General features: G+C 58.8%; 21 protein-coding genes. 13 read left to right on the top strand and 8 right to left on the bottom strand.

The window, feature by feature from the left end:
• Positions 1–41 precede the first annotated feature (41 nt).
• From RD1_RS10035 to RD1_RS09980, 12 genes are all read left to right on the top strand, one after another.
• Positions 42–1,073, top strand: coding sequence for a TRAP transporter substrate-binding protein (locus tag RD1_RS10035; RefSeq protein WP_011568386.1), 1,032 nt, complete (start codon positions 42–44; stop codon positions 1,071–1,073).
• A 62-nt stretch (positions 1,074–1,135) separates the two neighbouring features.
• Positions 1,136–2,500 carry a glutamine synthetase family protein gene (locus tag RD1_RS10030; RefSeq protein WP_011568385.1) on the top strand — a complete coding sequence of 455 codons (1,365 nt, stop codon included), beginning with the start codon at positions 1,136–1,138 and terminating at the stop codon, positions 2,498–2,500.
• Positions 2,501–2,503: 3 nt separating this feature from the next.
• Positions 2,504–3,874, top strand: a complete 1,371-nt coding sequence (locus RD1_RS10025) for an aldehyde dehydrogenase family protein (protein WP_011568384.1) — start codon at positions 2,504–2,506, stop codon at positions 3,872–3,874.
• 4 nt (positions 3,875–3,878) lie between these two features.
• Entirely contained in the window at positions 3,879–5,024 is a 1,146-nt protein-coding gene (locus RD1_RS10020; RefSeq protein ID WP_011568383.1) for an iron-containing alcohol dehydrogenase, read from the top strand.
• 352 nt (positions 5,025–5,376) lie between these two features.
• On the top strand, positions 5,377–5,760 hold the full coding sequence (locus RD1_RS10015; RefSeq protein ID WP_105880348.1) for a hypothetical protein: 384 nt from the start codon (positions 5,377–5,379) through the stop codon (positions 5,758–5,760).
• 287 nt (positions 5,761–6,047) lie between these two features.
• A complete protein-coding gene (gene urtA / locus RD1_RS10010) occupies positions 6,048–7,322 on the top strand; it encodes an urea ABC transporter substrate-binding protein (RefSeq protein WP_044033066.1) in 1,275 nt (424 codons plus the stop codon).
• Between the two features lie 74 nt (positions 7,323–7,396).
• Positions 7,397–9,358: an urea ABC transporter permease subunit UrtB gene (gene urtB, locus RD1_RS10005; RefSeq protein ID WP_044033065.1), complete on the top strand. Its 1,962-nt coding sequence runs from the start codon at positions 7,397–7,399 to the stop codon at positions 9,356–9,358.
• A gap of 3 nt (positions 9,359–9,361) precedes the next feature.
• Positions 9,362–10,618, top strand: coding sequence for an urea ABC transporter permease subunit UrtC (gene urtC, locus RD1_RS10000; RefSeq protein WP_011568376.1), 1,257 nt, complete (start codon positions 9,362–9,364; stop codon positions 10,616–10,618).
• Positions 10,615–11,355 (top strand): urea ABC transporter ATP-binding protein UrtD, encoded by a 741-nt coding sequence (urtD, locus tag RD1_RS09995; protein ID WP_011568375.1) that lies wholly within the window; start codon positions 10,615–10,617, stop codon positions 11,353–11,355. Before urtC ends, urtD begins: the two co-directional genes overlap by 4 nt.
• Positions 11,345–12,052 (top strand): urea ABC transporter ATP-binding subunit UrtE, encoded by a 708-nt coding sequence (urtE, locus tag RD1_RS09990; protein ID WP_011568374.1) that lies wholly within the window; start codon positions 11,345–11,347, stop codon positions 12,050–12,052. The genes urtD and urtE overlap by 11 nt, the downstream gene beginning before the upstream one ends.
• A 226-nt stretch (positions 12,053–12,278) precedes the next feature.
• Complete coding sequence (locus RD1_RS09985; RefSeq protein ID WP_011568373.1) at positions 12,279–14,837, top strand: methyl-accepting chemotaxis protein; 2,559 nt, start codon at positions 12,279–12,281, stop codon at positions 14,835–14,837.
• Between the two features lie 207 nt (positions 14,838–15,044).
• Positions 15,045–15,446 carry an ACT domain-containing protein gene (locus tag RD1_RS09980; RefSeq protein WP_011568372.1) on the top strand — a complete coding sequence of 134 codons (402 nt, stop codon included), beginning with the start codon at positions 15,045–15,047 and terminating at the stop codon, positions 15,444–15,446.
• Here RD1_RS09980 and RD1_RS09975 read toward each other — a convergent pair.
• The 7 genes from RD1_RS09975 to RD1_RS09945 all read right to left on the bottom strand — a co-directional run bounded on the left by RD1_RS09975 (position 15,443) and on the right by RD1_RS09945 (position 22,759).
• Complete coding sequence (locus RD1_RS09975; RefSeq protein WP_011568371.1) at positions 15,443–16,540, bottom strand: AbrB family transcriptional regulator; 1,098 nt, start codon at positions 16,538–16,540, stop codon at positions 15,443–15,445. The genes RD1_RS09980 and RD1_RS09975 overlap by 4 nt on opposite strands.
• 24 nt (positions 16,541–16,564) lie before the next feature.
• Positions 16,565–18,808 carry a phosphoenolpyruvate--protein phosphotransferase gene (gene ptsP / locus RD1_RS09970; RefSeq protein WP_011568370.1) on the bottom strand — a complete coding sequence of 748 codons (2,244 nt, stop codon included), beginning with the start codon at positions 18,806–18,808 and terminating at the stop codon, positions 16,565–16,567.
• Positions 18,809–18,853: 45 nt separating this feature from the next.
• Positions 18,854–20,092: an aspartate kinase gene (locus RD1_RS09965; RefSeq protein WP_011568369.1), complete on the bottom strand. Its 1,239-nt coding sequence runs from the start codon at positions 20,090–20,092 to the stop codon at positions 18,854–18,856.
• Between the two features lie 257 nt (positions 20,093–20,349).
• Positions 20,350–20,775, bottom strand: a complete 426-nt coding sequence (locus tag RD1_RS09960; RefSeq protein WP_011568368.1) for a DUF1178 family protein — start codon at positions 20,773–20,775, stop codon at positions 20,350–20,352.
• A 71-nt stretch (positions 20,776–20,846) separates the two neighbouring features.
• Positions 20,847–21,308, bottom strand: a complete 462-nt coding sequence (locus tag RD1_RS09955) for an NUDIX hydrolase (RefSeq protein ID WP_011568367.1) — start codon at positions 21,306–21,308, stop codon at positions 20,847–20,849.
• 155 nt (positions 21,309–21,463) lie between these two features.
• Positions 21,464–22,225, bottom strand: a complete 762-nt coding sequence (locus RD1_RS09950; protein ID WP_011568366.1) for an EcsC family protein — start codon at positions 22,223–22,225, stop codon at positions 21,464–21,466.
• A gap of 42 nt (positions 22,226–22,267) precedes the next feature.
• On the bottom strand, positions 22,268–22,759 hold the full coding sequence (locus RD1_RS09945) for a GNAT family N-acetyltransferase (protein WP_011568365.1): 492 nt from the start codon (positions 22,757–22,759) through the stop codon (positions 22,268–22,270).
• Positions 22,760–22,852: 93 nt separating this feature from the next.
• Here RD1_RS09945 and RD1_RS09940 point away from each other — a divergent pair, with 93 nt between their 5' ends.
• The gene (locus RD1_RS09940) at positions 22,853–23,458 is read left to right on the top strand and encodes a flavin reductase family protein (protein ID WP_011568364.1); all 606 of its coding nucleotides are present in this window, start codon (positions 22,853–22,855) and stop codon (positions 23,456–23,458) included.
• 98 nt (positions 23,459–23,556) lie between these two features.
• Here the strand turns inward: RD1_RS09940 and RD1_RS09935 are convergent, their stop codons facing one another.
• Entirely contained in the window at positions 23,557–25,185 is a 1,629-nt protein-coding gene (locus RD1_RS09935) for a SulP family inorganic anion transporter (protein WP_011568363.1), read from the bottom strand.
• Between the last annotated feature and the right edge of the window lie 17 nt (positions 25,186–25,202).

Raw genomic sequence — 25,202 nt, 5'->3', positions numbered from 1 at the left:
AGATCAGGCCAACCTGACATAACCCAATAAGGAGAACCACTATGACAACCAGACGTAAGTTTATCCAAGGGGCCGCCGTGGCCGCCCCCGCCGCCCTCGCGGCCCCCGCAATTGCGCAGGGCACGATCACATGGCGCATGCAGACCTATGCCGGGGCTGCCCTGGCCGAACATGTGATCGACCCGGCCATCGAGATGTTCAACAAGATCGCGGGCGACCGGATGCAGATCGAGCTGTTTTATGCCGACCAACTGGTCCCCACGGGCGAATTGTTTCAGGCCCTGCAACGCGGCACCATCGACGCCGTGCAGTCAGATGATGACTCCATGGCCTCCCCGACCGAAGTCACGGTGTTCGGCGGCTATTTCCCGTTCGGATCGCGCTACAGCCTCGATGTGCCGGTGCTGTTCAACCAGTACGGCCTGAACGAGATCTGGGACGAGGAATATTCCGCCGTCGGCGTCAAACATATCTCTGCGGGTGCGTGGGATCCGTGCCATTTTGCGACCAAGGACCCCATTCGCAGCCTCGAAGACCTCAAGGGCAAGCGCGTCTTTACCTTCCCCACGGCGGGCCGCTTCATGTCGCAGTTCGGCGTGGTCCCTGTGAACCTGCCATGGGAAGACATCGAGGTCGCCTTGCAAACGGGCGAGTTGGATGGCATCGCGTGGTCGGGCATCACCGAAGATTACACCGTCGGCTGGGCGGATGTGACCAACTACTTCCTGACCAACAACATCTCCGGTGCCTGGGCCGGGTCGTTCTTTGCCAATATGGAACGCTGGAACGAGTTGCCCGAGGACCTGCAGACATTGTTCCGGGTCTGCTGCGATCAGTCCCATTACTACCGCCAGTGGTGGTATTGGGGCGGCGAGGCAAACCTGCGCGTCAACGGCACCAAGCTGGAACTGACCACCATCCCCGACGAGGAATGGGCCACGGTCGAAAACGCAGCGCTGGAATTCTGGGAAGAGATCGCAGCCGAATCCGACGTCAAACGCCGCGTGGTGGATATCTTCAAACAGTATAACGCCGACATGTTGAAAGCGGGTCGTCCCTACCGCTATACGTGACGTCGTGCGGGGCGGCTTTGTGGTCGCCCCCATGCCCCCCCTTTTCACGAAAGAGCAGACTTATGCCCGGCACCCTCAGCTTTGATGATCTGAAATCGCGCGTCACCGACGGCAGCATCGACACGGTACTGGCCTGTTTTCCCGACATGCAGGGCCGCCTGATGGGCAAGCGCTTTCACGCGGTCAACTTCGTGGAAACGTCCTTCAAGGAGACCCACTGCTGCAACTACCTGCTGGCCACGGATCTTGAGATGGCAACGCCCGATGGCTATGCCGCCAGCAGTTGGCAGGGCGGCTATGGCGATTATGTCATGCAGCCCGATCTGGACACGATCCGGCCCGTGCCATGGCTGGAGGGCACCGCAATGGTGCTTTGTGACATTCTCGATCACCATACCCATGCCGAGGTGCCCCATTCGCCGCGCGCGATGCTGAAAAAGCAGATCGCCCGGCTGAAAGCGCTTGGCTTTGACGCGATGATGGCCACCGAGCTCGAGTTTTTCCTGTTTGAGAAATCCTTTGATGATATTCGAAAGAGCGGTTTTCGCGATATGGCCCCGATCAGCGGCTATAACGAGGACTACCACATCTTCCAGACCACCAAGGAAGAAGGGGTCATGCGGCCCATCCGCAACCATCTATACGCGGCTGGCCTGCCGATCGAAAACACCAAGGGTGAGGCCGAGGCGGGGCAGGAAGAGCTGAACATCCGCTATTCAGAGGCGTTGCTCTGTGCCGATCACCACACCATCGCAAAAAACGCCATAAAGGAAATCGCATGGGCGCAGGGTCACGCCGCGACCTTCCTGCCCAAGTGGCACCATGACCGCGTGGGCAGTTCCAGCCATGTCCACCAATCGCTGTGGCAGGATGGCACGCCGGTCTTTGTTGACGACGCCGACCCGCTGGGCATGTCGGAGCTGATGAAAAACTATATGGCCGGGTTGATTGCCTATGCACCGGATTACACGTTCTTTCTGGCCCCCTACATCAACAGCTACAAACGTTTTGCCAAGGGGACCTTTGCGCCCACGAAAACCGTCTGGTCCGTGGACAACCGGACTGCGGGCTTTCGCCTGTGCGGCGAGCGCACCAAGGGCGTGCGCGTGGAGTGTCGCATCGGTGGCTCGGACCTGAACCCGTACCTTGCGCAGGCCGCGATGCTGGCCGCAGGGATCAAGGGGATTGAAGACAAGATGCCCCTGCCCGCCCCCACCACCGGCGACGTCTATGAAGACGCCAAAGCCGCCGATATCCCGCAAACCCTGCGCGCGGCCACGCAAACCCTGCGCGACTCTGCCATGCTGCGCGCGGCCATGGGCGACGATGTGGTCGACCACTACACCCGCTGCGCAGAGTGGGAACAAGAAGAATTTGACCGTATCGTGACCGACTGGGAAGTCGCGCGCGGATTTGAAAGGGCCTGAGCCATGATCACCTGTATCTCCCCCATTGATGGCAGCGTCTATGCCCAGCGCCCGACCCTGAGCGCCGAGGACGCAGAAGCCGCCGTGGCCCGCGCGCGGGCCGCCCAAAGCGACTGGGCCGCGCGCCCGCTCAGCGAGCGCATCGCTCTTGTCCAAAAGGCGGTGGCTAATGTGGGCGCCATGAACGACGAAATCGTGCCAGAACTGGCGCATCAAATGGGCCGCCCCATCCGCTACGGCGGTGAATTCGGCGGGTTCAACGAACGTGCGAGTTACATGGCCGATATCGCAAAGGACGCGCTGGCCGATATCGTGATCGAAGACAGCGCGGCCTTTCGCCGGGTCATCAAACGCGTCCCCCACGGCGTTGTTCTGGTCGTAGCCCCGTGGAACTATCCCTATATGACGGCGATCAATACCGTGGCCCCTGCGCTGATCGCGGGCAATGCGGTGATGCTCAAACACGCAAGTCAAACCCCGCTGGTGGGCGAACGCCTCGCACAGGCCTTCCATGCGGCAGGCATCCCCGCGGATGTGTTTCAAAACGTGTTTCTCGACCATCAGACGACATCCGACCTGATCGCGGCGAAATCCTTTGGTTTTGTGAATTTCACAGGCTCGGTTGGCGGTGGGCAGGCGATTGAACGCGCCGCCGCCGGGACATTCACGGGGATCGGGCTGGAACTGGGCGGCAAGGATCCCGGGTACGTCTGCGATGATGCCGATATCGACGCGGCAGTGGATACGCTGATCGACGGGGCAATGTTCAACTCCGGGCAATGCTGCTGCGGGATCGAACGGATTTACGTCGCCGAGCAGCATTTTGATGCCTTTGTGGAAAAGGCCGTGGCCATCGTCAGTGGCTACAAGCTGGGCAACCCGCTGGACCCCGAAACGACGCTTGGCCCCATGGCGCATGCGCGCTTCGCCGAGGAGGTCCGCGCCCAGACCCGCGAGGCGATCGCCGCCGGTGCCAGGGCGCATATCGACCCCGCGTTGTTCCCGCAGGATGCGGGCGCATATCTCATGCCGCAAATCCTCACCAATGTGACCCACGACATGCGCGTGATGCGCGACGAGAGCTTTGGCCCCGTCGTGGGCATCATGCCCGTCAAGGACGATTCTGAGGCGATCCGGCTGATGAATGACAGCAATTTCGGCCTCACCGCGTCCATCTGGACGCAAGATGCATCGCGTGCCGAAGCCATCGCCGACCAGATCGAAACCGGCACCGCATTCATGAATCGCGCCGACTACCTTGACCCCGGCCTGTGCTGGACCGGATGCAAAGACACCGGGCGCGGAGGTGGTCTGTCGCTGATCGGCTATCACAACCTGACGCGCCCCAAATCCTACCACTTCAAGAAGGCCTGAGCCCATGACCCTTTCAGCAAACTGGTCCTATCCCACCGCCATCCGTTTCGGTGCCGGCCGTATTTCAGAGATCGGGGAAGCCTGCGCGGCTGCCGGGATCAAAAAACCCCTGTTGATCACCGACCGTGGGCTTGCAGGGATGGATATCACCACCCGCACGCTTGACCTGATGGCAGCGGCGGGCCTTGGCCGTGCGATCTTTGCCGATGTGGACCCGAACCCCAACGAAAAGAACGCCGCCGCTGGTGTTCAGGCCTTCAAAGCGGGCGGATATGACGGTGTGATTGCCTTTGGCGGCGGCTCCGGCCTTGATCTGGGCAAGCTGGTGGCCTTTCTGGCAGGCCAGACCCGACCGCTGTGGGATTTCGAGGACATCGGCGATTACTGGACGCGCGCGGATGCCGATGCCATCGCGCCAATCGTGGCCGTGCCCACCACCGCCGGGACCGGTTCAGAGGTCGGTCGCGCCTCCGTCATCACCAATTCTGAGACCGAAGAGAAAAAGATCATATTCCATCCGAAATTCCTGCCCAGCGTCGTGATCTGCGATCCCGAACTGACAGTCGGCATGCCAAAATTCATCACGGCAGGCACCGGGCTTGATGCCTTTGCCCATTGTGTCGAGGCATTCTGCTCACCGCATTACCACCCCATGTCGCAGGGCATTGCGCTTGAGGGCATGCGACTGGTCAAGGACTACCTGCCACGCGCCTATGCCGACGGCAGCGATCTGGAGGCGCGCGCGCATATGATGTCCGCAGCTGCCATGGGGGCAACGGCGTTCCAAAAAGGGCTTGGGGCGATCCATGCCTTGTCCCACCCGATTGGCGCGATCCATCATACGCACCACGGCACCACCAATGCCGTCTGCATGCCGGCGGTCTTGCAGTTCAACAAATCCGCCATTGCCGCCCCCCTTGGCAACGCCGCGGCTTATCTGGGCATCGAGGGTGGTTTTGACGGCTTCTGTGCCTTCGTGGATGATCTGAATGCAACACTGGGCATCCCCAAGACACTGACAGAGCTTGGCGTCACTTCACCTGATATCGACCGGATCGTCGCAGGAGCACTCAATGATCCAAGCACGGGCGGGAACCCGGTTGAGATGACCAAATCCAACACCACCGCGCTGCTGGAAGGACTGTTTTAAAGCGTCATGCGAAAATCTTGCATCACGTAACGCTGCCTGAAGTCAAAGGTTTCAACGCGTTGCGTGACACTTGATGTTTCAGATGTTTCGTTGGACGCTCTAAACGACAGCGGTGGCGCTGGTTGATCTGTGCGACCAGCGCCATTTTCCATGATGCGGCCCGTTCATGGGGCTGGGTCTTTCGCGATCTGCGTACGCTGTCTTGTGGCCCGCATTAAAAAACTGTCCGGATTTTAGACGCATTTTCTGCAAAATAATCCGTGGAATGACGCGCCCATACGCCCCGGTAACGCCATATTAGATGGTTTGTGTCAGCATTGACGTGTTCAAATCAAACAGCGATGCTGAAAAAATGGGCAGTGTGAAAAGACTTGTTTTTGTAGTCCTTGCGGTGGCGTCTTTGGCGGCCCCGGCGGTCGCGGACAATGGTCTGTTTCGGGTTTTTGCGGAATGCGTCGGGCGATTTTCCGCTGAGCGTGAACACGCCTGGCTGGTGGGCGATCCTGATGCGGCGCTTTATGAGGATCAACACCGGGTGTTCTTGTCACTTCTGGATGCGACCCTGCCACGGGATCGGGCACGTGATGCACTGGCCCACCGGGTTGAGGTAAAAATGGCGCATGCCTCGCTGCTGCAGCGCGCCACGTTTTCGCAACACCCCGAGCAGGTCACCAGAGCGAGACAGCTTGCAGCCTCTTACCGAAAAACCTGTCAGCATCTGTTGTTGGACAGCTAGGGCAGCGGATTCACCGCGCGCCGCATTATTAAGCGCTTTTACACGTATAGGTTAAAAAACAGGCACAGGGTCGCGCTGTTTTTCCCTTAATGCACGCTGCGACTCCATCCTCCCCCGATAATGGACATAGCCTCCGGAGTGACTGAACAGGTCATTCAGAACCGTGCGACGGCACCGGCCTACGAACCCAAGCGCCGCCGCACGCCGCAATAAATTGCGTGAGTGGGATATGGGGAAGGTTAAGAGACTTCGCAAGCCCACCGCGCATCGTAAGAGAGGAATTTACGATGTCACGAAAAATGCTTGGCGCGACAACCGCCCTTGTTTTGGCGGGAACGCTGCCCGCTCTGGCGGATTGTCCGATCAAGGTTGGCGTGCTGCACTCGCTGTCCGGAACCATGGCAATCTCCGAAACGACGCTGAAAGATACGATGGAGATGCTTGTCGAACAGCAGAATGCGGCGGGCGGCGTTTTGGGCTGTCAGCTTGAAGCGGTTGTTGTGGATCCCGCATCCGACTGGCCGCTCTTTGCCGAGAAAGCGCGCGAGTTGCTGACGGTACACGAAGTTGATGTGATCTTTGGCAACTGGACGTCCGTGTCGCGCAAATCCGTGCTGCCCGTGATCGAGGAACTGAACGGGCTGCTGTTCTATCCCGTCCAGTATGAGGGCGAGGAAAGCTCCAGAAACGTATTCTACACCGGTGCTGCACCCAACCAGCAGGCGATCCCGGCCACGGATTACTTCCTCGAAGAGCTTGGCGTTGAAAAATTCGCGCTGCTCGGAACGGATTATGTCTATCCACGCACGACCAATAATATCCTCGAATCCTACCTGCAGCACAAAGGCATCCCGACCGAAGACATCTTTGTGAACTATACGCCTTTTGGTCACTCTGACTGGTCAAAGATCGTCGCTGACGTGGTGGCGCTGGGGGCCGATGGTAAAAAGGTCGGTGTGATCTCCACCATCAATGGTGATGCGAATGTGGGCTTTTACAAGGAACTCGCGGCGGCGGGCATCTCGGCAGATGACATTCCTGTCGTTGCCTTTTCCGTCGGCGAAGAAGAGCTTGCGGGTCTCGACACGTCGAACCTCGTGGGGCACCTGGCCGCATGGAACTACTTCCAGTCGGCAGACTCCGAGGCAAACGACGCATGGGTCGCGGCCTGGAAAGCCCGCATGGGCGAGGAGCGTGTGACCAATGACCCGATGGAAGCCCATTACATCGGTTTCAACATGTGGGTAAACGCCGCGACACAAGCGGGTTCGACCGAGGTCGATGCCGTGCGCGCTGCGATGTACGGGCAGGAATTTCCGAACCTGACCGGCGGCACGGCAGTGATGTTGCCCAACCACCACCTCGCCAAACCGGTATTGATCGGGGAAATCCAGGCCGATGGTCAATTCGACATCATCTCGCAGACAGAAGAGGTGCCGGGCGATGCCTGGACCGATTTCCTGCCGGAATCGGCGGTGCTGAAGTCGGATTGGCAAGAACTGGGCTGCGGTATGTTTAACACCGAGACCAATTCCTGCGTGCAGATCAAATCCAACTACTGATCCGCCCTGAACGCTGAACCGGGCGCGTGCCGGACGCTGGCACGCGCCGCCTTCCAGATCCGAAGGATTCTCCCATGATTTCTGTCGTCCTGCGGTGCTGTGCGTGCCTTCTCATTTGCGCCGCGCTTATAGGTCCTGCGCCGGCGCAGGATAGCCAAGCACCGATCCAGCAGTTGTTGCAAACCCATGGTGAGATCATCAAGAAATCATCGCGCCGCACCATCGGACCGGCCATTGATGCGCTTGCAAACAGCGGCATGGTGGAAGCGCAGAGCATTCTGCAGCGCTGGCAGGACAAGGAGATGTGGTACAATAAATCCACCGGCGTCTTTGTCTTTGCCCAACCTGCAGAGGGCGATGCGCTGGCGCTGTTCGATGTCGCCGGTGGCGGGGCGCTACCGCAGGGTGACGCAGACGATTACAAACAGCTCAAACCCAATTCCGGCATCCGCGCGATGATCGGCGCAGCCCTCGTGCAATTCCAGTTGAACAGCCCTGATCCCGCAGAACGCGCTGTCGCGCTCAGCGCGATTGAGCGGGATGCGGACCCGTCTCACCTCACTGCCCTGCGCAGCGTCGCCGCTACGGAAACCGACCCGGCCCTCAAACTGCGAAAAGAGCGTCTGGAGCGTCTGCTGACCATCCGTTTTGACACGGACGACACCGCCAGGATCGCCGCGATTGAAAGCTTCTCCGGCGATCTGGGCGTGGACCTGCGCGCCGCGCTGAACCCTCTGGTCGCGACCCGCATTGAGGTCGGCGAGACCGTGCCTGATGGCGCCCGCGCGCTGGAGGTTGGCAGCGATGCCCTGCCCCGTGTCACCGCCTATGACGCTCTGATCGCACGGGACCTCGCGCCGCCGCGTGTGTCCACAGACAACATGCGCGATACGCTGATCGCCAATATCGACGCAGGCCAGATCGCAGGTGTTCAGGTCGCCTCTTTGAACACGGATGACGCGCGGGCCGCCGCCTATGCGCTGCTGGCCGCAAGCGGGCTGGCACAACCGCTGGTGACAGAGGCCGACATCGACGCGGCACTTGCGTCGTTCAGGTTTTTCGAGGTTTTCACCGGCGCGCCCCTGCCCGTCGCGCAAGCGGCCCAAACCGCGCTTGAGCAGATCGAAACCCGTGTCGCCGTCAACCAGACCGCTGATCTGGCGCTGGATGCGCTGTCGCTGGCGTCGATCTATTTTCTGGCCGCCATCGGGCTTGCCATCACCTTTGGCGTGATGGGCGTGATCAACATGGCGCACGGGGAATTCATCATGATGGGGGCCTATACAGGCTATGTGGTGCAGCTGTTCATCCCCGATTATACGCTGTCGATCCTGCTGGCCATTCCGCTCGCCTTTATGGTGACTTTTGGCGCGGGTGTCGCGATGGAGCGTTTGGTGATCCGTTGGCTCTACCATCGCCCGCTGGAGACCTTGCTGGCCACTTTCGGGGTCTCGATTGCGCTGCAACAGCTGGCCAAGAACATCTTTGGCACGCAGGCCCGCCCGCTGACCGCCCCCGGCTGGCTGGATGGATCATGGGTGATCAACGATATCGTGTCGATCAGCTATATTCGCATCGCGATCTTCTTCCTCGCCTTGATGTTTCTGGCGCTGTTCCTTTTCGTGATGAAAAGAACAAGACTGGGGCTTGAGGTGCGCGCGGTGACGCAAAACCCGCGCATGGCCGCCTCCATGGGCATCAACCCGGACAGGATCAACATGCTGACCTTTGGCTTTGGCTCGGGCATCGCGGGGATCGCGGGCGTGGCCATCGGGCTTTATTCAAAAGTCACCTCCGAGATGGGCAGCGAATACATCGTGCAGAGCTTCATGACTGTTGTTGTGGGTGGCGTTGGCAACATCTGGGGCACGCTGCTCGGGGCCACGATGGTGGGCACGCTGCAAAAAGGGATCGAGTGGCTGAACCCCTCAAACACATTGGCGGCGCAGACCTATATGATCCTGTTTATCATCCTCTTTATACAGTTCCGGCCCCGCGGCATCATCGCGCTCAAAGGCCGGGCGGCGGAGGCCTGAACCATGGCAGACATCGCCCTCGCCCCCCCGCACAAACCCTTCGTGGCGCGCCATCCTTCGGTCCTGATTTTCCTCGGGCTTCTGGCGCTCTTTACCCTCGGCGTGACCATATTGGCCGAAGGCTTTGGCATCGGGGTGATCAGCACCAGTTTTGTCAAAACCCTTGGCAAAACGCTGTGCCTGTGCGTTGTGGCGCTGGCGATGGACCTCGTCTGGGGCTATTGCGGTATCCTTTCACTCGGTCATATGGCGTTTTTCGGCATCGGCGGCTACGCCATCGGGATGTGGCTGATGTATGCGCGCACCGAAATCATCGTGCGCGAAAGTCTCGCGAATGCCCCCTTGCCGCCGACCCCGCAAGAGATATCGGATGGAATCGCGGGCCAGATTTTCGGCGTTGTGGGTGCATCCGAATTCCCGCCCATCTGGGCGGTGGCCCATTCCTTGCCCCTGCAACTGGCCGCTGTGGTGGTCGTGCCGGGACTGATTGCGCTGATCTTTGGGTGGCTGGCATTCCGCAGCCGCGTCACGGGCGTCTACCTGTCGATCCTGACACAGGCGATGACGCTGGCCCTCGCGCTCTATCTTTTTCAGAACGACAGCGGGTTGCGCGGCAATAACGGCCTGTCTGGTCTGCAAAACCTGCCCGGGCTCAGCCATGTGCCGCAATCGACTGTTTCCATGTGGTTTTTCTGGGCTTCGGCTCTCGCGCTTGGGCTTGGCTATGTGATATGTGCGGCCGTCGTGTCGGGTAAATTCGGCTCCGTCATTCGCGCGATCCGGGATGACGAGGCGCGCGTGCGCTTCCTTGGCTATTCGGTTGAGGCCTACAAGCTCTTTATCTTTACCTTCACCGCCATTCTGGCGGCAATCGCGGGCGCGCTCTACTACCCGCAGGCGGGCATCATCAATCCGGCGGAAATTGCCCCGATCGCTTCGATCTATCTGGCCGTCTGGGTGGCGATCGGCGGGCGGGGCAGGCTCTATGGTGCTGTGATCGGCGCCGCTTTCGTGTCACTGCTCTCGACCTGGTTCACCGGTGGACAGGCACCCGATATCAACCTTGGGTTCTATACCATCCAGTGGGTGAATTGGTGGACGATCCTGCTGGGCCTTTCCTTTGTGGCGGTCACGCTGTTTGCGCCGCGCGGGATCGGCGGCCTGATCGATCTGATCTCAGACCGGCGCAGCCCCAAACGGCATGGGGCAGACCTTGGCCCGGATGCGGGTGCCCTGCAAGAAAGGGAGGCGGACAAATGAGCACATTGCTCGAGGTTTCCGGCGTTTCGGTCTCATTTGACGGGTTCCGGGCGATCAACAATCTGACGTTCAAGATCGGTGCGGCTGAGATGCGCGCGGTGATCGGGCCGAATGGCGCGGGCAAGACCACCTTCATGGACATCATAACCGGCAAGACAAAACCTGACAGTGGCCACGTGCTTTGGGGCGAGAAATCCGTCTCATTGCTGGCCATGTCGGAAAGCAGGATCGCGCAGGAAGGCATCGGGCGCAAGTTTCAGCGCCCGACGGTTTTCGAGGACCAATCGGTCGCGGACAATCTGATGATGGCGTTGAAAAAACCCCGCAATCCTTTCGCTGTTTTACGCTTCAGACCGACGCGGCAAGACCATGAAAAAGTTGCGGATCTCGCCGATCAGATCGGTTTGTCCGCAGCGCTGCACCGCAAGTCGGGGGAGCTGTCGCACGGCCAAAAACAATGGCTTGAGATCGGCATGTTGCTCGCCCAGGACCCGCGGCTGCTGCTGGTGGATGAGCCCGCCGCCGGCATGACCCCTGCCGAGCGGGAGCATACCACGGAACTGCTGGTGCAGGCCGCGAAAACCCGCGCCGTCGTTGTCGTTGAACATGACATGGAATTCGTGCGTCGGCTGAACTGCAAGGTCACGGTGCTGCATGAAGGGTCCGTTCTGGCCGAAGGGTCGCTGGATCACGTGACTTCGGATGAAAAAGTAATCGAGGTGTATCTTGGCCGCTGACCTGCTTCAAATCAACGATCTGACGCTGCATTATGGCGGCAGCCAGATCCTCAATGGTATTTCCATGTCGGCGGCCAAGGGCGAAGTCACCTGTGTGATGGGCACCAATGGCGTTGGCAAAACCAGCCTGCTCAAGGCGATCTCCGGGACGCACCCGCGCAGTGACGGCAGCTACAGGCTTGAAGGGCAGGACATCGGGAAGACCAGCGCGCAGGCGCTGGCACATATGGGCGTCGCCTACGTCCCACAGGGGCGCGAAATCTTTCCATTCCTCACCGTGCGCGAGAACCTTGAAACGGGTTTTGCCTGTCTGCCCAAACAGCATCACAAAATCCCGGATGAGGTTTTTGACCTTTTCCCGATCCTCAAGGACTTTCTGTCCCGGCGCGGCGGCGATCTTTCCGGGGGTCAACAACAACAACTGGCCATCGCCCGCGCCTTGATCACGCAGCCCCGGCTGTTGCTGCTGGATGAACCGACCGAAGGCATTCAGCCCAATATCATCAAACAGATCGGCGAAGTCATCAAGCTCCTGCGCAGCCGGGGGGATATGGCAATCATACTCGTTGAGCAGTTTTTCGACTTTGCGTTTGAACTTGGGGACAAGTTTGTCGTGCTTGAACGCGGACAGATCAAGCTGAGCGAAACTGCCGGACACATTGATCGTGATCGCCTGCATGCCGCTGTCTCCGTCTGAGGCGCAACGGACCGGGTTTTGATCGCAGCCCGCAGATGCCGCAGAATACAAGCGCGGTGCGGGATCATTAAAACAATAGTCACTTTCTTCTGACCCTTTACGCTTCATGCACGCTTTTCGGTGTACTGAGGCTGCGGCAAGTATTTTCTGCGTGGCACGTCCGAACGATCTGGCGCGCGTCCTGTGGCGGATAACGTAACTCAGTGTGTAGTCAGGCGGTGCAGCAATGACCCTTCAAAACCTAAAAATCGGCGTAAAACTCCCCATCGTGATGGGTATCCTGGTCGCCTTTACCATTCTCATCATGTCTGTCGCCAACTTCTATTTCACGTCGAAAATAATCGCAGATGCCGCGTCGCAGCGCCTCGAAACGGTTGCAGTTTTAAACAAGAGCCGCATTGAAACACTGTTGGAAACTGTTGATCGCGACATCAGATTGCGGGCGGCTGCACCAGCGACCTCTGTCGCACTTATTGCTCTGGCGGATGGCTATAACGCGCTGGAAAATGCCGAAGACGTGTTGCGCCGGGTTTACATCGACGAAAACGAACACCCGCTGGGCGAGAAGGACCTGCTAGTCAAAGCCGATACCGGTTCAAGCTACGGGTTTATCCACGCAATCTATCACCCGGCGTTTGATGTCCTTCAAAATGAGATGAATTACTACGACATCTTCCTTTTCGACACTGAGGGCAACCTTGTGTACAGCGTCTTCAAGGAAAACGACTTTGCAACGAATATGATAAACGGCCCCTGGGCCACCTCTGGCTTGGCACAGGCCTATACCGCCGCTGCGGCATTGGACGCGACTGCGCCGTCAGTCTTCATTGACTTTGCGCCCTATGCACCCAGCAACGACGCACCAGCCGCTTTTATCGCACGCCCCGTGTTTAACGAACAAGGCACGCGCCTTGGCGTGCTTGCCTATCAGATGCCGATTACGGAGATCAGCAGCGCGGCGAGCGATCTGCAAGGCAAAGGGGAAACGGCGGACGGGTTTCTGGTCGGCTCGGATGGTTTGATGCGCTCTGACTCCACGCAGACGGACATCGATGACATTCTGACGACCCCTGTTCAGACCGCTGCCATTCTGGAAGGATTGGCTGACAATCAGGCACGTCTGTTCGAGGCGACGGGCCACTATGGGCAGGACGTGATGGGGTACATGATCCCGGTCGAGTTTCTCGGCACGCGTTGGGCCACGGTTGTCCAGCAAGACACAAAGGAGCTGTTTGCCGGTCTTTATGCTGCCAAACTGCGCGCGCTGGTTCTTGCAAGCGTCATTTTGCTTGGCGTGCTGATTATCGCCATTCACTTTTCACGCAGCATTGCGCAACCAATCCAGCGACTTACAAAAGCCGTCAAGGAAGTTGCCGAAGGTGCGTTGGACACAGTCGTACCCGGCACCGACAGACAAGATGAAATCGGTGAACTTGCTCTGAAAACCGAGGTTTTCCGACAAAACGCGCTGAAAATGGAAGAGATGGGCCAGCAGCAGGAACAGGCTGCGAGGAAAATGGCAGAACTCAGTGATGAGCGGGAAAAATCGGCGCAACGCGAAATCGAACTGGCGAAGGAAAAGGAACAGGCCGATCTCGCCGCAAAAGACCTGCGTGAAGAGATGATGCGCACCCTTGGCGCATCTTTCGGAGAGGTTGTACACGCGGCCCGCAACGGCAACTTCAAAAACAGAATAGATGCTAAGTTTGACGATCAGATCTTAATGGAACTGTCCGAAAACATGAATCAACTGATGTCCACAGTCGACGACGGCCTTTCGCAAACAGGTGCCGTGTTGAGCCGCGTTGCGCAGGGCGATTTGACACATCGGATGGAAGGCGCGTTCAAGGGGGCTTTTCAGGAGTTGCAAACAAATGTGAACAACATGCTGGGCGCGCTGACAGGGTTGATCGTGGAAATCTCCGAAAGCGGTCAGACACTGTCCGGTTCGGCCTCGGAGTTGCGTCAAACTGCCGATGTTTTATCGCGTCAAGCGGAACAGAACGCAGCATCGGTTGAGGAAACCTCCGCCGCGTTGGAAGAGCTGAGCGCAAGCATTTCGCAGGTCAATGACAATATCACTGACGTCAGCAACAACGCGAAGGAGGCCAAAGAAACCGCCGTTTCCAGCGAAAGGATTGCGCAAACAGCGTCAGAATCCATGGATAAGATCGCAAATGGCTCGAAAGAGATCATGCGTGTCACCGAGGTGATCAACGATATCTCGTTCCAGATCAACCTGCTTGCTTTGAATGCAGGCGTGGAGGCGGCCCGTGCCGGAGACGCCGGGCGCGGGTTCTCTGTCGTTGCATCCGAAGTGCGGCAGTTGGCCCAACGCGCAAGTGAAGCCTCCAAGGAAATCTCGGTCGTCCTGACTCAAAGCGACGCTGCCGTGACGGAAGGTGTGGAAAACGTATCAAACGCCAAAGCTTCGCTTGACGACATTGCCAGTACGGTGATCAAAATCTCGCAAAGCGTCGAAGAGGTCACTCGCGCCGTTTCCGAACAAGCCGCCGGCATCAAGGAGATATCCACCTCCGTCTCGCTGGTCGATGGCAACACCCAAAAGCAAGCCGCCGCATTCGAAGAAGTAACGGCCTCCAGCCATGTGCTGGCAAAGGAAGCAGGCGATCTGCTGACCTCCACCGCCCGGTTCCGCGTGTCGGGGACTACGAACACGCTCACACCCCCCTTGCCTGACAACATCATAACAGCGGACACAACCAAAGTCGCACCAGCCAAAGCAGTTGGCGCAGAAAACTACGGGGGCTGGGATGAGTTCTGAGACTTGCACGGGCAAATGAAGTATGTTGCCGGGTATACGAACACAACCTGGCGTTCTGTTTCCCGCGATGAGAACCCACAGGGATTTTGCACCATCGCCAAAAAACGAGTTGTCACACCACGTCTTGCGTCAGCCCCCGTGGCCATGCATATTTGCGAACTTCCGATAAGAAGGGCCGCCCCAGCCCAGACATTAATTGAGTAACGTATGAGCGGCGAGACTGACCTGGAAACACTGCTGCATACAATGACGGCGAAGCTCGACGACTCTACCTATGTCTTCGCAACGCTTGCCCGCCACGGTGTTCCGCCGGATATCAAGCCGCGCATGGTATTCGAGGAAGAAGAAGGCACAACATTTATTCTGAAACTCAGCGACGCAGAGCGGCACAATCTGCCATATGAGTTTGCGTGCAGGATGATCACGCTTGATGTGCATTCATCCCTCGAAGCGGTTGGCTTCATCGCACGGATCTCCGCTGCCTTGACCAAGGCCGGCATGGGCGTCAATCCGGTTTCCGGTTTTTATCACGATCACCTGTTTGTCCCTCTGGGCCGAGAAGATGAAGCGATGCGCGTGCTTGCACAATTGGCAAAGTCACAGAGTTAATCGCATCTGGACGCACCGAAAAAGCGCGCAAAAAGCGGGGCACCGATGATGATCACGATGATCCGAAACACGTGATGTGCAATGACGAAGGCCATATCGGCCCCCACGATCAAGGCGAGGACCGCCATTTCCGCCTGCCCTCCGGGCGCAAAGGCCAGGAGCGCCTCGCGACCGGGCGCAAGACCGGCGATATAAACGATTTCCACAAAAACGAATGTGATCAGCAACAAAACGACGCAGTACCCGAGGCCGGCGGCCAGATCATGCCGGACCTCATCAAGTGTAATACCGCTGTATTTGACGCCCACCGTCATACCGATGAAAAACTGCGCAGCCCAGATGGCTTCGGCCGGTGGGCGCACGATCAACACTTCCGTCACGGCCGCCGCACCCGCGAAAATCATCGGCCCAAGAATTGACGCACCAAACAAGCCAACAAGGTTTGCCAGATACCACCCCAAGGCCGCACATATGAGCATGACCGTCAATTGCCCCGGCGCGATGGACGTCAGTGGCGCGCCCGGCGGCGTTGACAAATCTGCCGACCAGAATGACTGCAAAAGAAAGGGCAATGCCGTGACGATGACCAAAATACGCGTCGCATGGATCAAGGATAGCGTTCTGGGATTGCCCCCCGCCTCTTCCCCGAAAACAAGCATATCTTGCAGCCCGCCCGGCATGGCGGAATAATAACTCGTCGCAAAATCATACCCCCACAGCTTCTGAAAATACGGCACACCTACAGCGGCCACGCAACATATCATCACAGGTATCAACAGCAGCGTGACCCACATATCGACCATCAAGGACAGGATAGCCGGCGTAAAGGTTGCACCGACGGCAACACCCAAAATCGTGCGCATGGCCGCATTCACGGGTGCAATCGCGCGCATCTTGAAGCCCATAAGCGCCGCCGCCAGACAAGCCGCAATCGGCCCGATCAGCCAGGGTAAGGGCAAATCCAGAACGTGAAAGAGCCACGCACCGCTCAAGGCGAATACAAAAGGGGTCACATATCGCAGCGCGCCATCGCCAAGAAAACCCACGTCTGTCACCACCTTTTCCAGCTTCGTCAGTGGCTCAGTTGACGCCATGCAGCGGGCAATACTGCCGCCCGGTCAGCCCTGCCCGCGCAGCCATTCCATGACCGCAGGTCGCACGGACATCTCACCCCGGTGACGCGCGTCTGCGATGACCTTGCGGACCTGACCCAGATCGCTGCGGCGCAGCAGGTTTTTCACCGGGCCGATGGAGGCAGGCCGCATCGACAGGCTGCGCAACCCCATCGCCGCAAAGCACAAAGCCTCAACCGGGCGTCCGGCATCTTCGCCGCAGAATGAAACAGGTGTTCCGGTCGCCTCGCAACGCTCCACAATCCGCTCCACAAAGCTCAGAAACGAGACATTCAAAGTGTCATAGCGCCGCCGCACCCGCTCGTTTTCCCGGTCCGCCGCAAAGAAAAACTGCTTGAGGTCATTGCCACCAATCGACAGAAAATCCACGTTTTCAAAAAATTTGTTCGGGGCGAATGCGAGGCTCGGCGTTTCAAGCATTGCGCCGATTTCAATCGTTTCAGGCAAAATGTGACCCAGTCGCGCTTCGGCGGCCACGGTTTTATCCATCAGGCGCCGCGCCTCGGTATATTCTTCCATTTGCGCCACAAAGGGAAACATCACGGTGAGCGGGCGGCCATTTGCAGCCCGGATGAGCGCCTGAAGCTGCATGCGCATGATGCCCGGCTTGTCCAGACCGACGCGAATGGCGCGCCAGCCAAGCGCCGGGTTCGGCTCTTCGTTCGGCTTCATATAGGGCAGCACCTTGTCGGAGCCGATATCGAGCGTTCGAAAAACGACCCGCTTGCCCTGCGCCGCATCAAGCACGCGGGCATAAAGAGCCACCAGTTCAGAGCGCCTTGGCATCTGGTTGCGCACGAGAAACTGCAATTCGGTCCGGAAAAGACCGACACCTTCCGCCCCAGAAGAGACCAGCGAAGGCAGGTCCGCCATGAGCCCGGCGTTCATATTAAGCGCCACTGTGAACCCGTCCTGCGTCAGTGCGGGTTTTTCGCGGATGGAGGCGTAGCGTTCCTGCGCGGCGGCCAGCATCGCGATTTTGTCGCGAAACGCAGAGACAACGGATTCGTCCGGTCGCAGGTGTGCGATGCCCTGCTCTCCGTCCACCATGATATGATCGCCATTCAACGCCTCGGTCGTGATCCGCTGGGCATGGACGATCAACGGAATGGCCAGTGCGCGCGCGACCACCGCGGCGTGGCTGCCAACCGAACCCTCCTCCAGCACGATGCCTTTCAGCTTGCGCCCGTATTCCAGTAATTCAGCCGGCCCGATATTGCGTGCAATCAGGATCGGATCATCCGGCATCTCGGCGCCTGTGTCGGCACCCTGCCCGGTCAGAATGCGCAGCAGCCGGTTTGACAGATCATCAAGGTCACTCAAGCGCTCGCGCAGGTATCCGTCCGTGATCTGTGACATGCGCGCACGCGCGGTCGATTGCTCCTTTTCGACGGCGGCTTCGGCGGACAGACCGTTTGCGATATCCTCCTGCATGCGCCGCATCCACCCCTTGGAGTTGGCAAACATGCGGTAGGCTTCGAGCACCTGACGCTGATCCTTGTCCTGCCCACCGGCAATCTGCATCATCTTGTCAACGCCGACACGCAACTCTTCGACCGCTTCGTCAAGACGCTCTGCCTCGCGCACCGGGTCATCGGCGATCGGGTTGGTTACGACAACGCGGGGTTCATGCAGCCAGACATGACCCTCCGCAGCGCCTTCCTGCCCGACGGTCCCCGGAAACATCGCAGGCTGGGAATGACGCGCCGACATGGCGGCCCCCTCGCCCACGAAAGCGCCAAGTTCCGTCATCTCGGCCAGTACCATCGCAACAACTTCGAGGGCATAGACGGCATCTGCGGAAAACTCCCGCGCCGCGCGCGACTGCACCACAAGCACGCCCAACGCATCACCAAGGCGCTGGATCGGTATACCGAGGAAACTGGAGAAAACCTCTTCACCGGTTTCGGGCATGTAGCGAAAACCCTTGGCCTGCGGCGCATCGGGCGTGTTCACGATGGTGCGCTGTTTGGCGACACGCCCCACAAGACCCTCACCGAGTTTCATGCGTGTCTTATGCACGGCCTCTTTGTTCAGGCCCTTGGTGGCGCATAGCTCCAGCGTTTCTGCATCGCGAAACAGGTAGATGGAACAGACGTCACAGTCCATGCTTTCCGCGATCAGCGATGTAATCTCATCCAGCCGTTCCTGCCCGGCGGCGAGCCCTGCCATCGCATCGCGCAATCGCCCCAGCAGTTTGCGCGATTCACTCTCGAGACGTTCAGCCACGTATGCTTCCTTCCCATATGCGCGACGCCATTTTGCGTGTGACGGTCAGGCGGCCTTTTCCAATTCGAAGGCATCATGCAGGGCCTGCACGGCAAGTTCCATGTATTTCCGGTCAATGAGGACAGAAATCTTGATTTCCGAGGTCGTTATGACCTTGATGTTGATGCCTTCGGCACTGAGTACCTGAAACATCTTGGCAGCGACACCCGTATGGCTGCGCATACCGATTCCAACCACCGACACTTTGGCCACATCAAGATCCGCGATGACCTCGTGGTAGTTGATAACCCCTTCGGATTTCGCATTTTCCACCGCTTTCTGGGCGCGGGCCACATGATCGGTGGGGCAGGACCACGTCATGTCGGTGCGCCCTTCTTCGGCAATATTCTGCACGATCATATCCACGTTGACACCCGCATCGCTGAGCGCGGTGAAGATGTTCGCTGCGATTCCGGGTCGGTCGGCGACGCTGAGAAGGGTCATTTTGGCCTCATCGCGGCTGAAGGCGACACCGGCGACTACATTGCTTTCCATGATTTCCTCCTCATCACACACCAGCGTTCCCGCTGTGTCAGATTGTTCTTCGAAACTGCTCAACACGCGCAGTTTCACTTTGTAGCGCATTGCCAGCTCGACCGAGCGGGTCTGCAGAACCTTTGCCCCCAATGATGCCAATTCAAGCATCTCTTCAAAGGCGATCTTGTCAAGCTTGCGCGCCTTGGCGCTGACGCGAGGATCGGTTGTATAGACCCCATCGACATCGGTATAGATATCGCAGCGCTCTGCCTCAAAAGCAGCGGCAAAGGCGACGGCCGTGGTGTCCGACCCGCCGCGCCCCAGCGTTGTGATGCGCCCTTCCGGGCTGAGGCCTTGAAACCCCGCGACAACAGCGACCCGCATCCCTTCGGCGAATTTTGCACGTATATTTTCGGTTGGAATCTCTTCGATCCGGGCGGAGGAATGCGCATTGGTGGTTCGGACCGGCACCTGCCAGCCTTGCCAACTGCGCGCAGGCACGTCCATTTCCTGCAAGGTCAGAGCCATGAGGCCCGCCGTCACATTCTCACCGGAGGAGACAACAGCATCATATTCGCGCGCATCATGAAGGGGCGAAATTTCATTGACCCAGCCGACCAATTCATTGGTTTTACCCGACATCGCCGAGACAATCACAATGACATCATAGCCCTTGGCCACTTCGACCCCGACCCGTTTTGCCACGCGCCGGATACGGTCCAGCGTCGCGACCGATGTCCCCCCGAATTTCATTACCAGAACAGGCATTTGTGCGTCCCTTGCATCAGTCGCGGCGGGTTTACGCGCAACGCCCATGACACACAAGTACTTTGCAAACGCCCAAAGCATCTGCATCCCGATCCCCGGACGGGTTTTTTGCTCTCACCAAGGCTTTTCGAGTTTTGCGTGAGGCTTTACACACCACTTTGCGCGTTCGACCGCAGGGAAAGACAGCAAACAGCACGGCCCGAACCTGCAAGATACCCGAACCCATCGCTGGTGGCGGTCATCAGACCGGTTTACGTTCAGTTCGCCTTTCGGTTTGGCAAAAAGGGCAGCGGTGCAACGGGTACCCCGTCTTCGATCAGCGCTTTTGCTTCTGTCCCATTCGCCTCGCCGTAAATCGCGCGCTCCGGTGTTGCGCCAAGGTACATGGACCGCGCTTCCTGCGCGAAATTGCTACCGACGTAATCCGCATTATCCTCGACGTGTTTGCGAAGGGCGGCAAGCGCCTTTTCACTGTCCGACTGCTCAGACGTCAGTGCCGGCACTTTTGGCGCATCGGCATTGCTGGACACACGCGGTGACATAATCGCCTTGGCCACATCGGTGCTGCCGCAGACCGCACAGGACAAATGCCCGGATTTGGCAAGCGCATCAAAAGCCGATGCCGATTGAAACCAGCTTTCAAACTGGTGACCTTCATCACATTTCAAAGCGTATTGAATCATACCGCGCTTGCGTCTCCGAATGCTCTTCCCACTCAGAAAATGGGGATTGAAAAAGCGAAGGTCAAGCCGGGCTAGCCGTAAAACCGCGGGTCGAAATCCAGCAAAATGCGCGCCAGTTCAGGCTCTTCAACCATTTTCGCGGCCCGCTTGCGCGACACCCATGTGCGCTTTCGCTCGGACACCTCGGGGTACACATCGGCCAAAGACGTCACCTCAACCGCGAATACCATCGCCAGACATGGCAATTCGCCCTGCGTGTCGGTTTCTTTGCTGTAGGAAAAAATGCCAATGCAGCGCCCATCGCTCTGACCGCGCACGCCCGCCTCTTCCCAGGCTTCGATGGCGGCGGATTCCGCCGGCGTTTTGCCATCCATCGGCCAGCCCTTGGGCACAATCCAGCGTTTGGTATTGCGCGATGTAATCAGCAAAATCTGCACTTTTTTCTTGCGCACGCGATAGCAAAGCGCGGCAAACTGCGACCTCACATCGGACTTTCTGCCACCGGGCAGAGAAATGGGAAGTTGCTTGATCATGTTATGCTGATGCTTGCTCATACGTCCGAAAAGGCCGCATCAATAGTACAAATACGCCGCAGCATAAAGCCAGTTTCCAACAATTTCATATAATCTATCACTAGGCGAGCTTCTTTAACGGCGCGTTAACGCCACATTTTGCGCGGACAGCGGGTTTACACCAAGGCCCTCTTTTCAAGCCGAAGGCGCAGACGCTCCACCAGATCCTCAAGTGGGACATCAGCATCAATCGCCAGCCTGCGCAGTCCGAAATGAACATGCGCCATTTCCTGATAATAGCTGGTGTAGGCATAATTTGTTGCAGCCCCCGCCACTGCCCCCAAAATAGGCACGGTTTGCGCGGCAAGCTTTTGGCCCAAAACAGTCGCAAGCCGTGGCGAAACCCGGCCAATCAACCCATGCACCGCAGCCCCGGTCAGGGTCACGCGGGCGGAAATGAAGGCCAGATCTGCGCCATCATCCGCCTCCAGCGGTCCTGCCGAGGCAAAGACACGGATGCAATCAAACTGCACATTTTCCGCCGAAGCATCAAATCCCTGCTCCTGCGCCGCCCCCTGGATGACGCGCAGCAAAAGGGTTGTGGTCACGGGCAATTCAGCCAGCGCCGTGGGCAATCCGCCCATGCCACCAACAGCCCCCATCGCCGCACCGACAGCCGAATTCAGCCACCCCTTTTGATCCGGCACAACGCCACGGCTGCCATGTGCCGCTTTCATCGCCTGCTCGAGCGCGCGGGTGGTGGCCTGTTCCAAACCACCCCGCACGGGCCCCGGCAACCGGTCGAGCAACCCTTCGGCGCGCCCCCCGATCAGGTTCAGGATTTCAACCCCAAAGCCGCCCGCGCGCCGATAGCGCTCTGCCAGTGCGTCCAGTCGTGCCTCGGTATCCGGCAGGTCGTTGACGTTGATCAGGTCCATATGCCCTCCTTGCGTTCAAGATGGGATAGGCAGGGTGCAATTTCAATCCGCCCGCCAGCGCGTCACCTCACCAGCCACCCCGTCCCAGGCCCCCGGCACCAGCGCCCGCCCCAACACCCGGTCAGGATTCGTCGGCGGTGGCATAGTGACATCGCTCAGGCGTGCGAACTGATACCGCTGGTAATAGGGCGCGTCCCCCACGAGCATCACGCGCTGCCACCCCGCCTCTGCGGCCAGTTCAAGTGTGCTGCGGATCAACAGCGACGCCAGCCCCTCGCCCTGACGGGTGGGGTGTACCGCAACCGGCCCCAAGAGCAGCGCACTCGCCTCGCCAATCCGCACCGGCCAATAGCGGATCGCCCCGCCAAGGATGCCATCCCGATCCCGCGCAACATGGCTGAGGTTTTCAACCGCTGGCACATCGTCCCGCAACCGATAGGACGACAAAGCCTCACGGCCCGGCGCAAAACACAGATCATAAAGCGCTTCGACCTCGTGATGGTCCTGCTCGGTTTCATGGGTCAGGGTATACACAGGAATAAAGGGCCGTTTGGGGATTGCATCGTGTTTCAGGTGGTCCGGCCCTATCACATGGGATATGCCGCCTGCAAACCATCAGGAGTGATCATGTTCTACCGTCCGCAAGAAGGCCACGGCCTGCCGCATAACCCCTTCAACGCCATCGTGTCGCCGCGCCCCATCGGATGGATTTCAACGCGTGATGAGGCGGGGGCGAACAACCTTGCACCCTACTCCTTTTTCAATGCGGTGGCCTATGTGCCCCCCCAGGTGATGTTCGCCTCGACATCGGCCAAACCGGATCGCGACGACACCAAAGACTCCGTCGCCAATATCCGCGAAACCGGTGTATTCTGCGTCAATATCGTCGAATATGACATGCGCAACGTGATGAATGCCTCATCGGAGGGCCTCGCGCGCGAGGTTGATGAATTCGAACACGCCGGTATCGCACCAACGCCCTGCCGCGACATCGACTGTGCGCGGGTCACGGGCGCACCGGCAGCGCTGGAATGCCGTATGACGCAGATCGTCAAGATCGAAGGCGCACATAATTTCGTGGTGTTCGGTGAGGTCGTCGGCGTCCACATCCGCGATGATACACTGATCAACGGCCGGTTCGACGTGACGACCTTCAATCCGCTCAGCAGGATGGGCTACCGCGACTACACCAAGGTAAGTGAGGTTTTCGAACTGTCGCGGCCCGACGACTAAGCACCATCGCAATCGGATTCACGCGGTTTCCCACGCTCCACGGCTGTGGGACGGTGGGTGGGGCGCATTGGCCAAGGGCCAACAGCGCCGCCAAACCGTCAGTGCCCGCCCAGAACCCCCGTGCGCACACTGTAATTCACCGCCAGCGCGTAGTCCGGATCGTCATCGCTATCCACCATGAGATGCCCTGCCTTATTCAGCAGTCTGTGGCAATCAGGGCTCAGGTGACGCAGCTGAATGCGCTTTCCCTGCGCTTCGTATTTTCCGGCAATCGCCTCAATGGCCTGCAGCGCGGATTGATCCACCACACGGCTGTCTGCAAAATCCACAATCACTTCGGATGGGTCGCCCTCGACATCAAACAGTTCCGTAAACCCGTCTGATGAGCCAAAAAACAATGGTCCCTGTACCTGATAAACCCGGGCACCTTCCGGAGTGGTATAGGCCTTTGCGTGGATGCGGCGCGCGTTGTTCCACGCATAGGCCAGCGCGCTCACGATCACGCCGACCACCACGGCAACTGCGAGATCTTCCATGACGGTCACCACCGTCACCAGCAGAATGACAAAAGCGTCCGTAAGCGGCACCTTGCGCAGGATAGTCAGGGAATTCCACGCAAATGTGCCGATCACCACCATGAACATCACGCCCACAAGCGCGGCCAGCGGGATCAATTCAATGACCGAACTGCCCACCAGAATGAACAAAAGCAAAAACACCGCGGCCGCAATACCGGCAACCCGGGTACGCCCTCCCGACTTCACGTTGATCATCGACTGTCCAATCATCGCACAGCCGCCCATCCCACCAAAAAAACCCGTGACCGTATTGGCAAGGCCCTGCGCGATACACTCCTGCGAGGCCCCGCCGCGTTTGCCCGTCATATCGCCCACAAGGTTCAGCGTCAGCAGGCTTTCGATCAATCCGATCGCCGCCAGAATGATCGCATAGGGTAGAATGATTTCCAACGTCTCCCAATTCAGCGGCACCATGGGAATATGCAAACTCGGCAAGCCGCCCTGAATCGATGCAAGATCACCGACGCGCGGCACATCCAGCCCGAAAAAGATCACAACCGCAGCAACGATACCGATCCCCGCCAAAGGCGCCGGGATCGCCCGCGTGATGCGGGGCATCACCCAGATGATCGCCATGGTCGCCGCCACCAGCAGCAACATCAGCGCAAGCGGCTGCCCCGACAACCACTCTCCGCCGCCCATGCCATGACCTGTATTCTCAAGCGTTCCGGGCACTTTGAACTGGCTGAGCTGTGCGAGGAAAATCACGATCGCCAACCCGTTGACAAAGCCCAGCATCACCGGGTGCGGCACCAGCCGGATGAACTTGCCCCATTGCATCACACCCGCGAAAACCTGCAAGAACCCCATCAAGACAACAGTCGCAAAGAGATATTCGACACCATGTTCGGCCACCAGCGCCACCATGACAACGGCCAAAGCCCCCGTCGCGCCGGAGATCATACCGGGCCGTCCGCCGATCAGGGCAGTGATCAACCCAACGATGAAGGCCGCGTAAAGCCCGACAAGCGGATGCACACCGGCCACGAATGCAAAGGCAACGGCCTCCGGCACCAACGCCAGCGCAACCGTCAGGCCCGACAAGAGCTCAATCCGCAACCGCGCCGGTGAAAAGCCCTTATCGGGCATCCAACGCAGGTCCGTCACATCCAAATTCTTTGCAAAGGTGCGAAACGATGCGCGCGCCATAATGTCATTTTCCTGAG

Origin of the sequence: Roseobacter denitrificans OCh 114 (assembly GCF_000014045.1) — a bacterium.
Classification (GTDB): Bacteria; Pseudomonadota; Alphaproteobacteria; order Rhodobacterales; family Rhodobacteraceae; genus Roseobacter; species Roseobacter denitrificans.
Note: the sequence above shows the minus strand (reverse complement) of the source record. Positions and strands in the feature narration are given on the sequence as shown.

Bases quoted from the DNA above. Each gene is read 5' to 3' on its own strand.
- RD1_RS10020 (WP_011568383.1), top strand. From the start codon at position 3,879: ATGACCCTTTCAGCAAACTGGTCCTATCCCACCGCCATCCGTTTCGGT.
- urtD (WP_011568375.1), top strand. From the start codon at position 10,615: ATGAGCACATTGCTCGAGGTTTCCGGCGTTTCGGTCTCATTTGACGGG.
- RD1_RS10035 (WP_011568386.1), top strand. From the start codon at position 42: ATGACAACCAGACGTAAGTTTATCCAAGGGGCCGCCGTGGCCGCCCCC.
- RD1_RS10030 (WP_011568385.1), top strand. From the start codon at position 1,136: ATGCCCGGCACCCTCAGCTTTGATGATCTGAAATCGCGCGTCACCGAC.
- RD1_RS09985 (WP_011568373.1), top strand. From the start codon at position 12,279: ATGACCCTTCAAAACCTAAAAATCGGCGTAAAACTCCCCATCGTGATG.
- RD1_RS09975 (WP_011568371.1), bottom strand. From the start codon at position 16,540: ATGGCGTCAACTGAGCCACTGACGAAGCTGGAAAAGGTGGTGACAGAC.
- RD1_RS09955 (WP_011568367.1), bottom strand. From the start codon at position 21,308: ATGATCAAGCAACTTCCCATTTCTCTGCCCGGTGGCAGAAAGTCCGAT.
- RD1_RS09935 (WP_011568363.1), bottom strand. From the start codon at position 25,185: ATGGCGCGCGCATCGTTTCGCACCTTTGCAAAGAATTTGGATGTGACG.
- urtB (WP_044033065.1), top strand. From the start codon at position 7,397: ATGATTTCTGTCGTCCTGCGGTGCTGTGCGTGCCTTCTCATTTGCGCC.
- RD1_RS09980 (WP_011568372.1), top strand. From the start codon at position 15,045: ATGAGCGGCGAGACTGACCTGGAAACACTGCTGCATACAATGACGGCG.
- RD1_RS10025 (WP_011568384.1), top strand. From the start codon at position 2,504: ATGATCACCTGTATCTCCCCCATTGATGGCAGCGTCTATGCCCAGCGC.
- RD1_RS09965 (WP_011568369.1), bottom strand. From the start codon at position 20,092: ATGCCTGTTCTGGTAATGAAATTCGGGGGGACATCGGTCGCGACGCTG.
- urtA (WP_044033066.1), top strand. From the start codon at position 6,048: ATGTCACGAAAAATGCTTGGCGCGACAACCGCCCTTGTTTTGGCGGGA.
- urtC (WP_011568376.1), top strand. From the start codon at position 9,362: ATGGCAGACATCGCCCTCGCCCCCCCGCACAAACCCTTCGTGGCGCGC.
- RD1_RS09940 (WP_011568364.1), top strand. From the start codon at position 22,853: ATGTTCTACCGTCCGCAAGAAGGCCACGGCCTGCCGCATAACCCCTTC.
- RD1_RS09950 (WP_011568366.1), bottom strand. From the start codon at position 22,225: ATGGACCTGATCAACGTCAACGACCTGCCGGATACCGAGGCACGACTG.
- RD1_RS10015 (WP_105880348.1), top strand. From the start codon at position 5,377: ATGGGCAGTGTGAAAAGACTTGTTTTTGTAGTCCTTGCGGTGGCGTCT.
- RD1_RS09960 (WP_011568368.1), bottom strand. From the start codon at position 20,775: ATGATTCAATACGCTTTGAAATGTGATGAAGGTCACCAGTTTGAAAGC.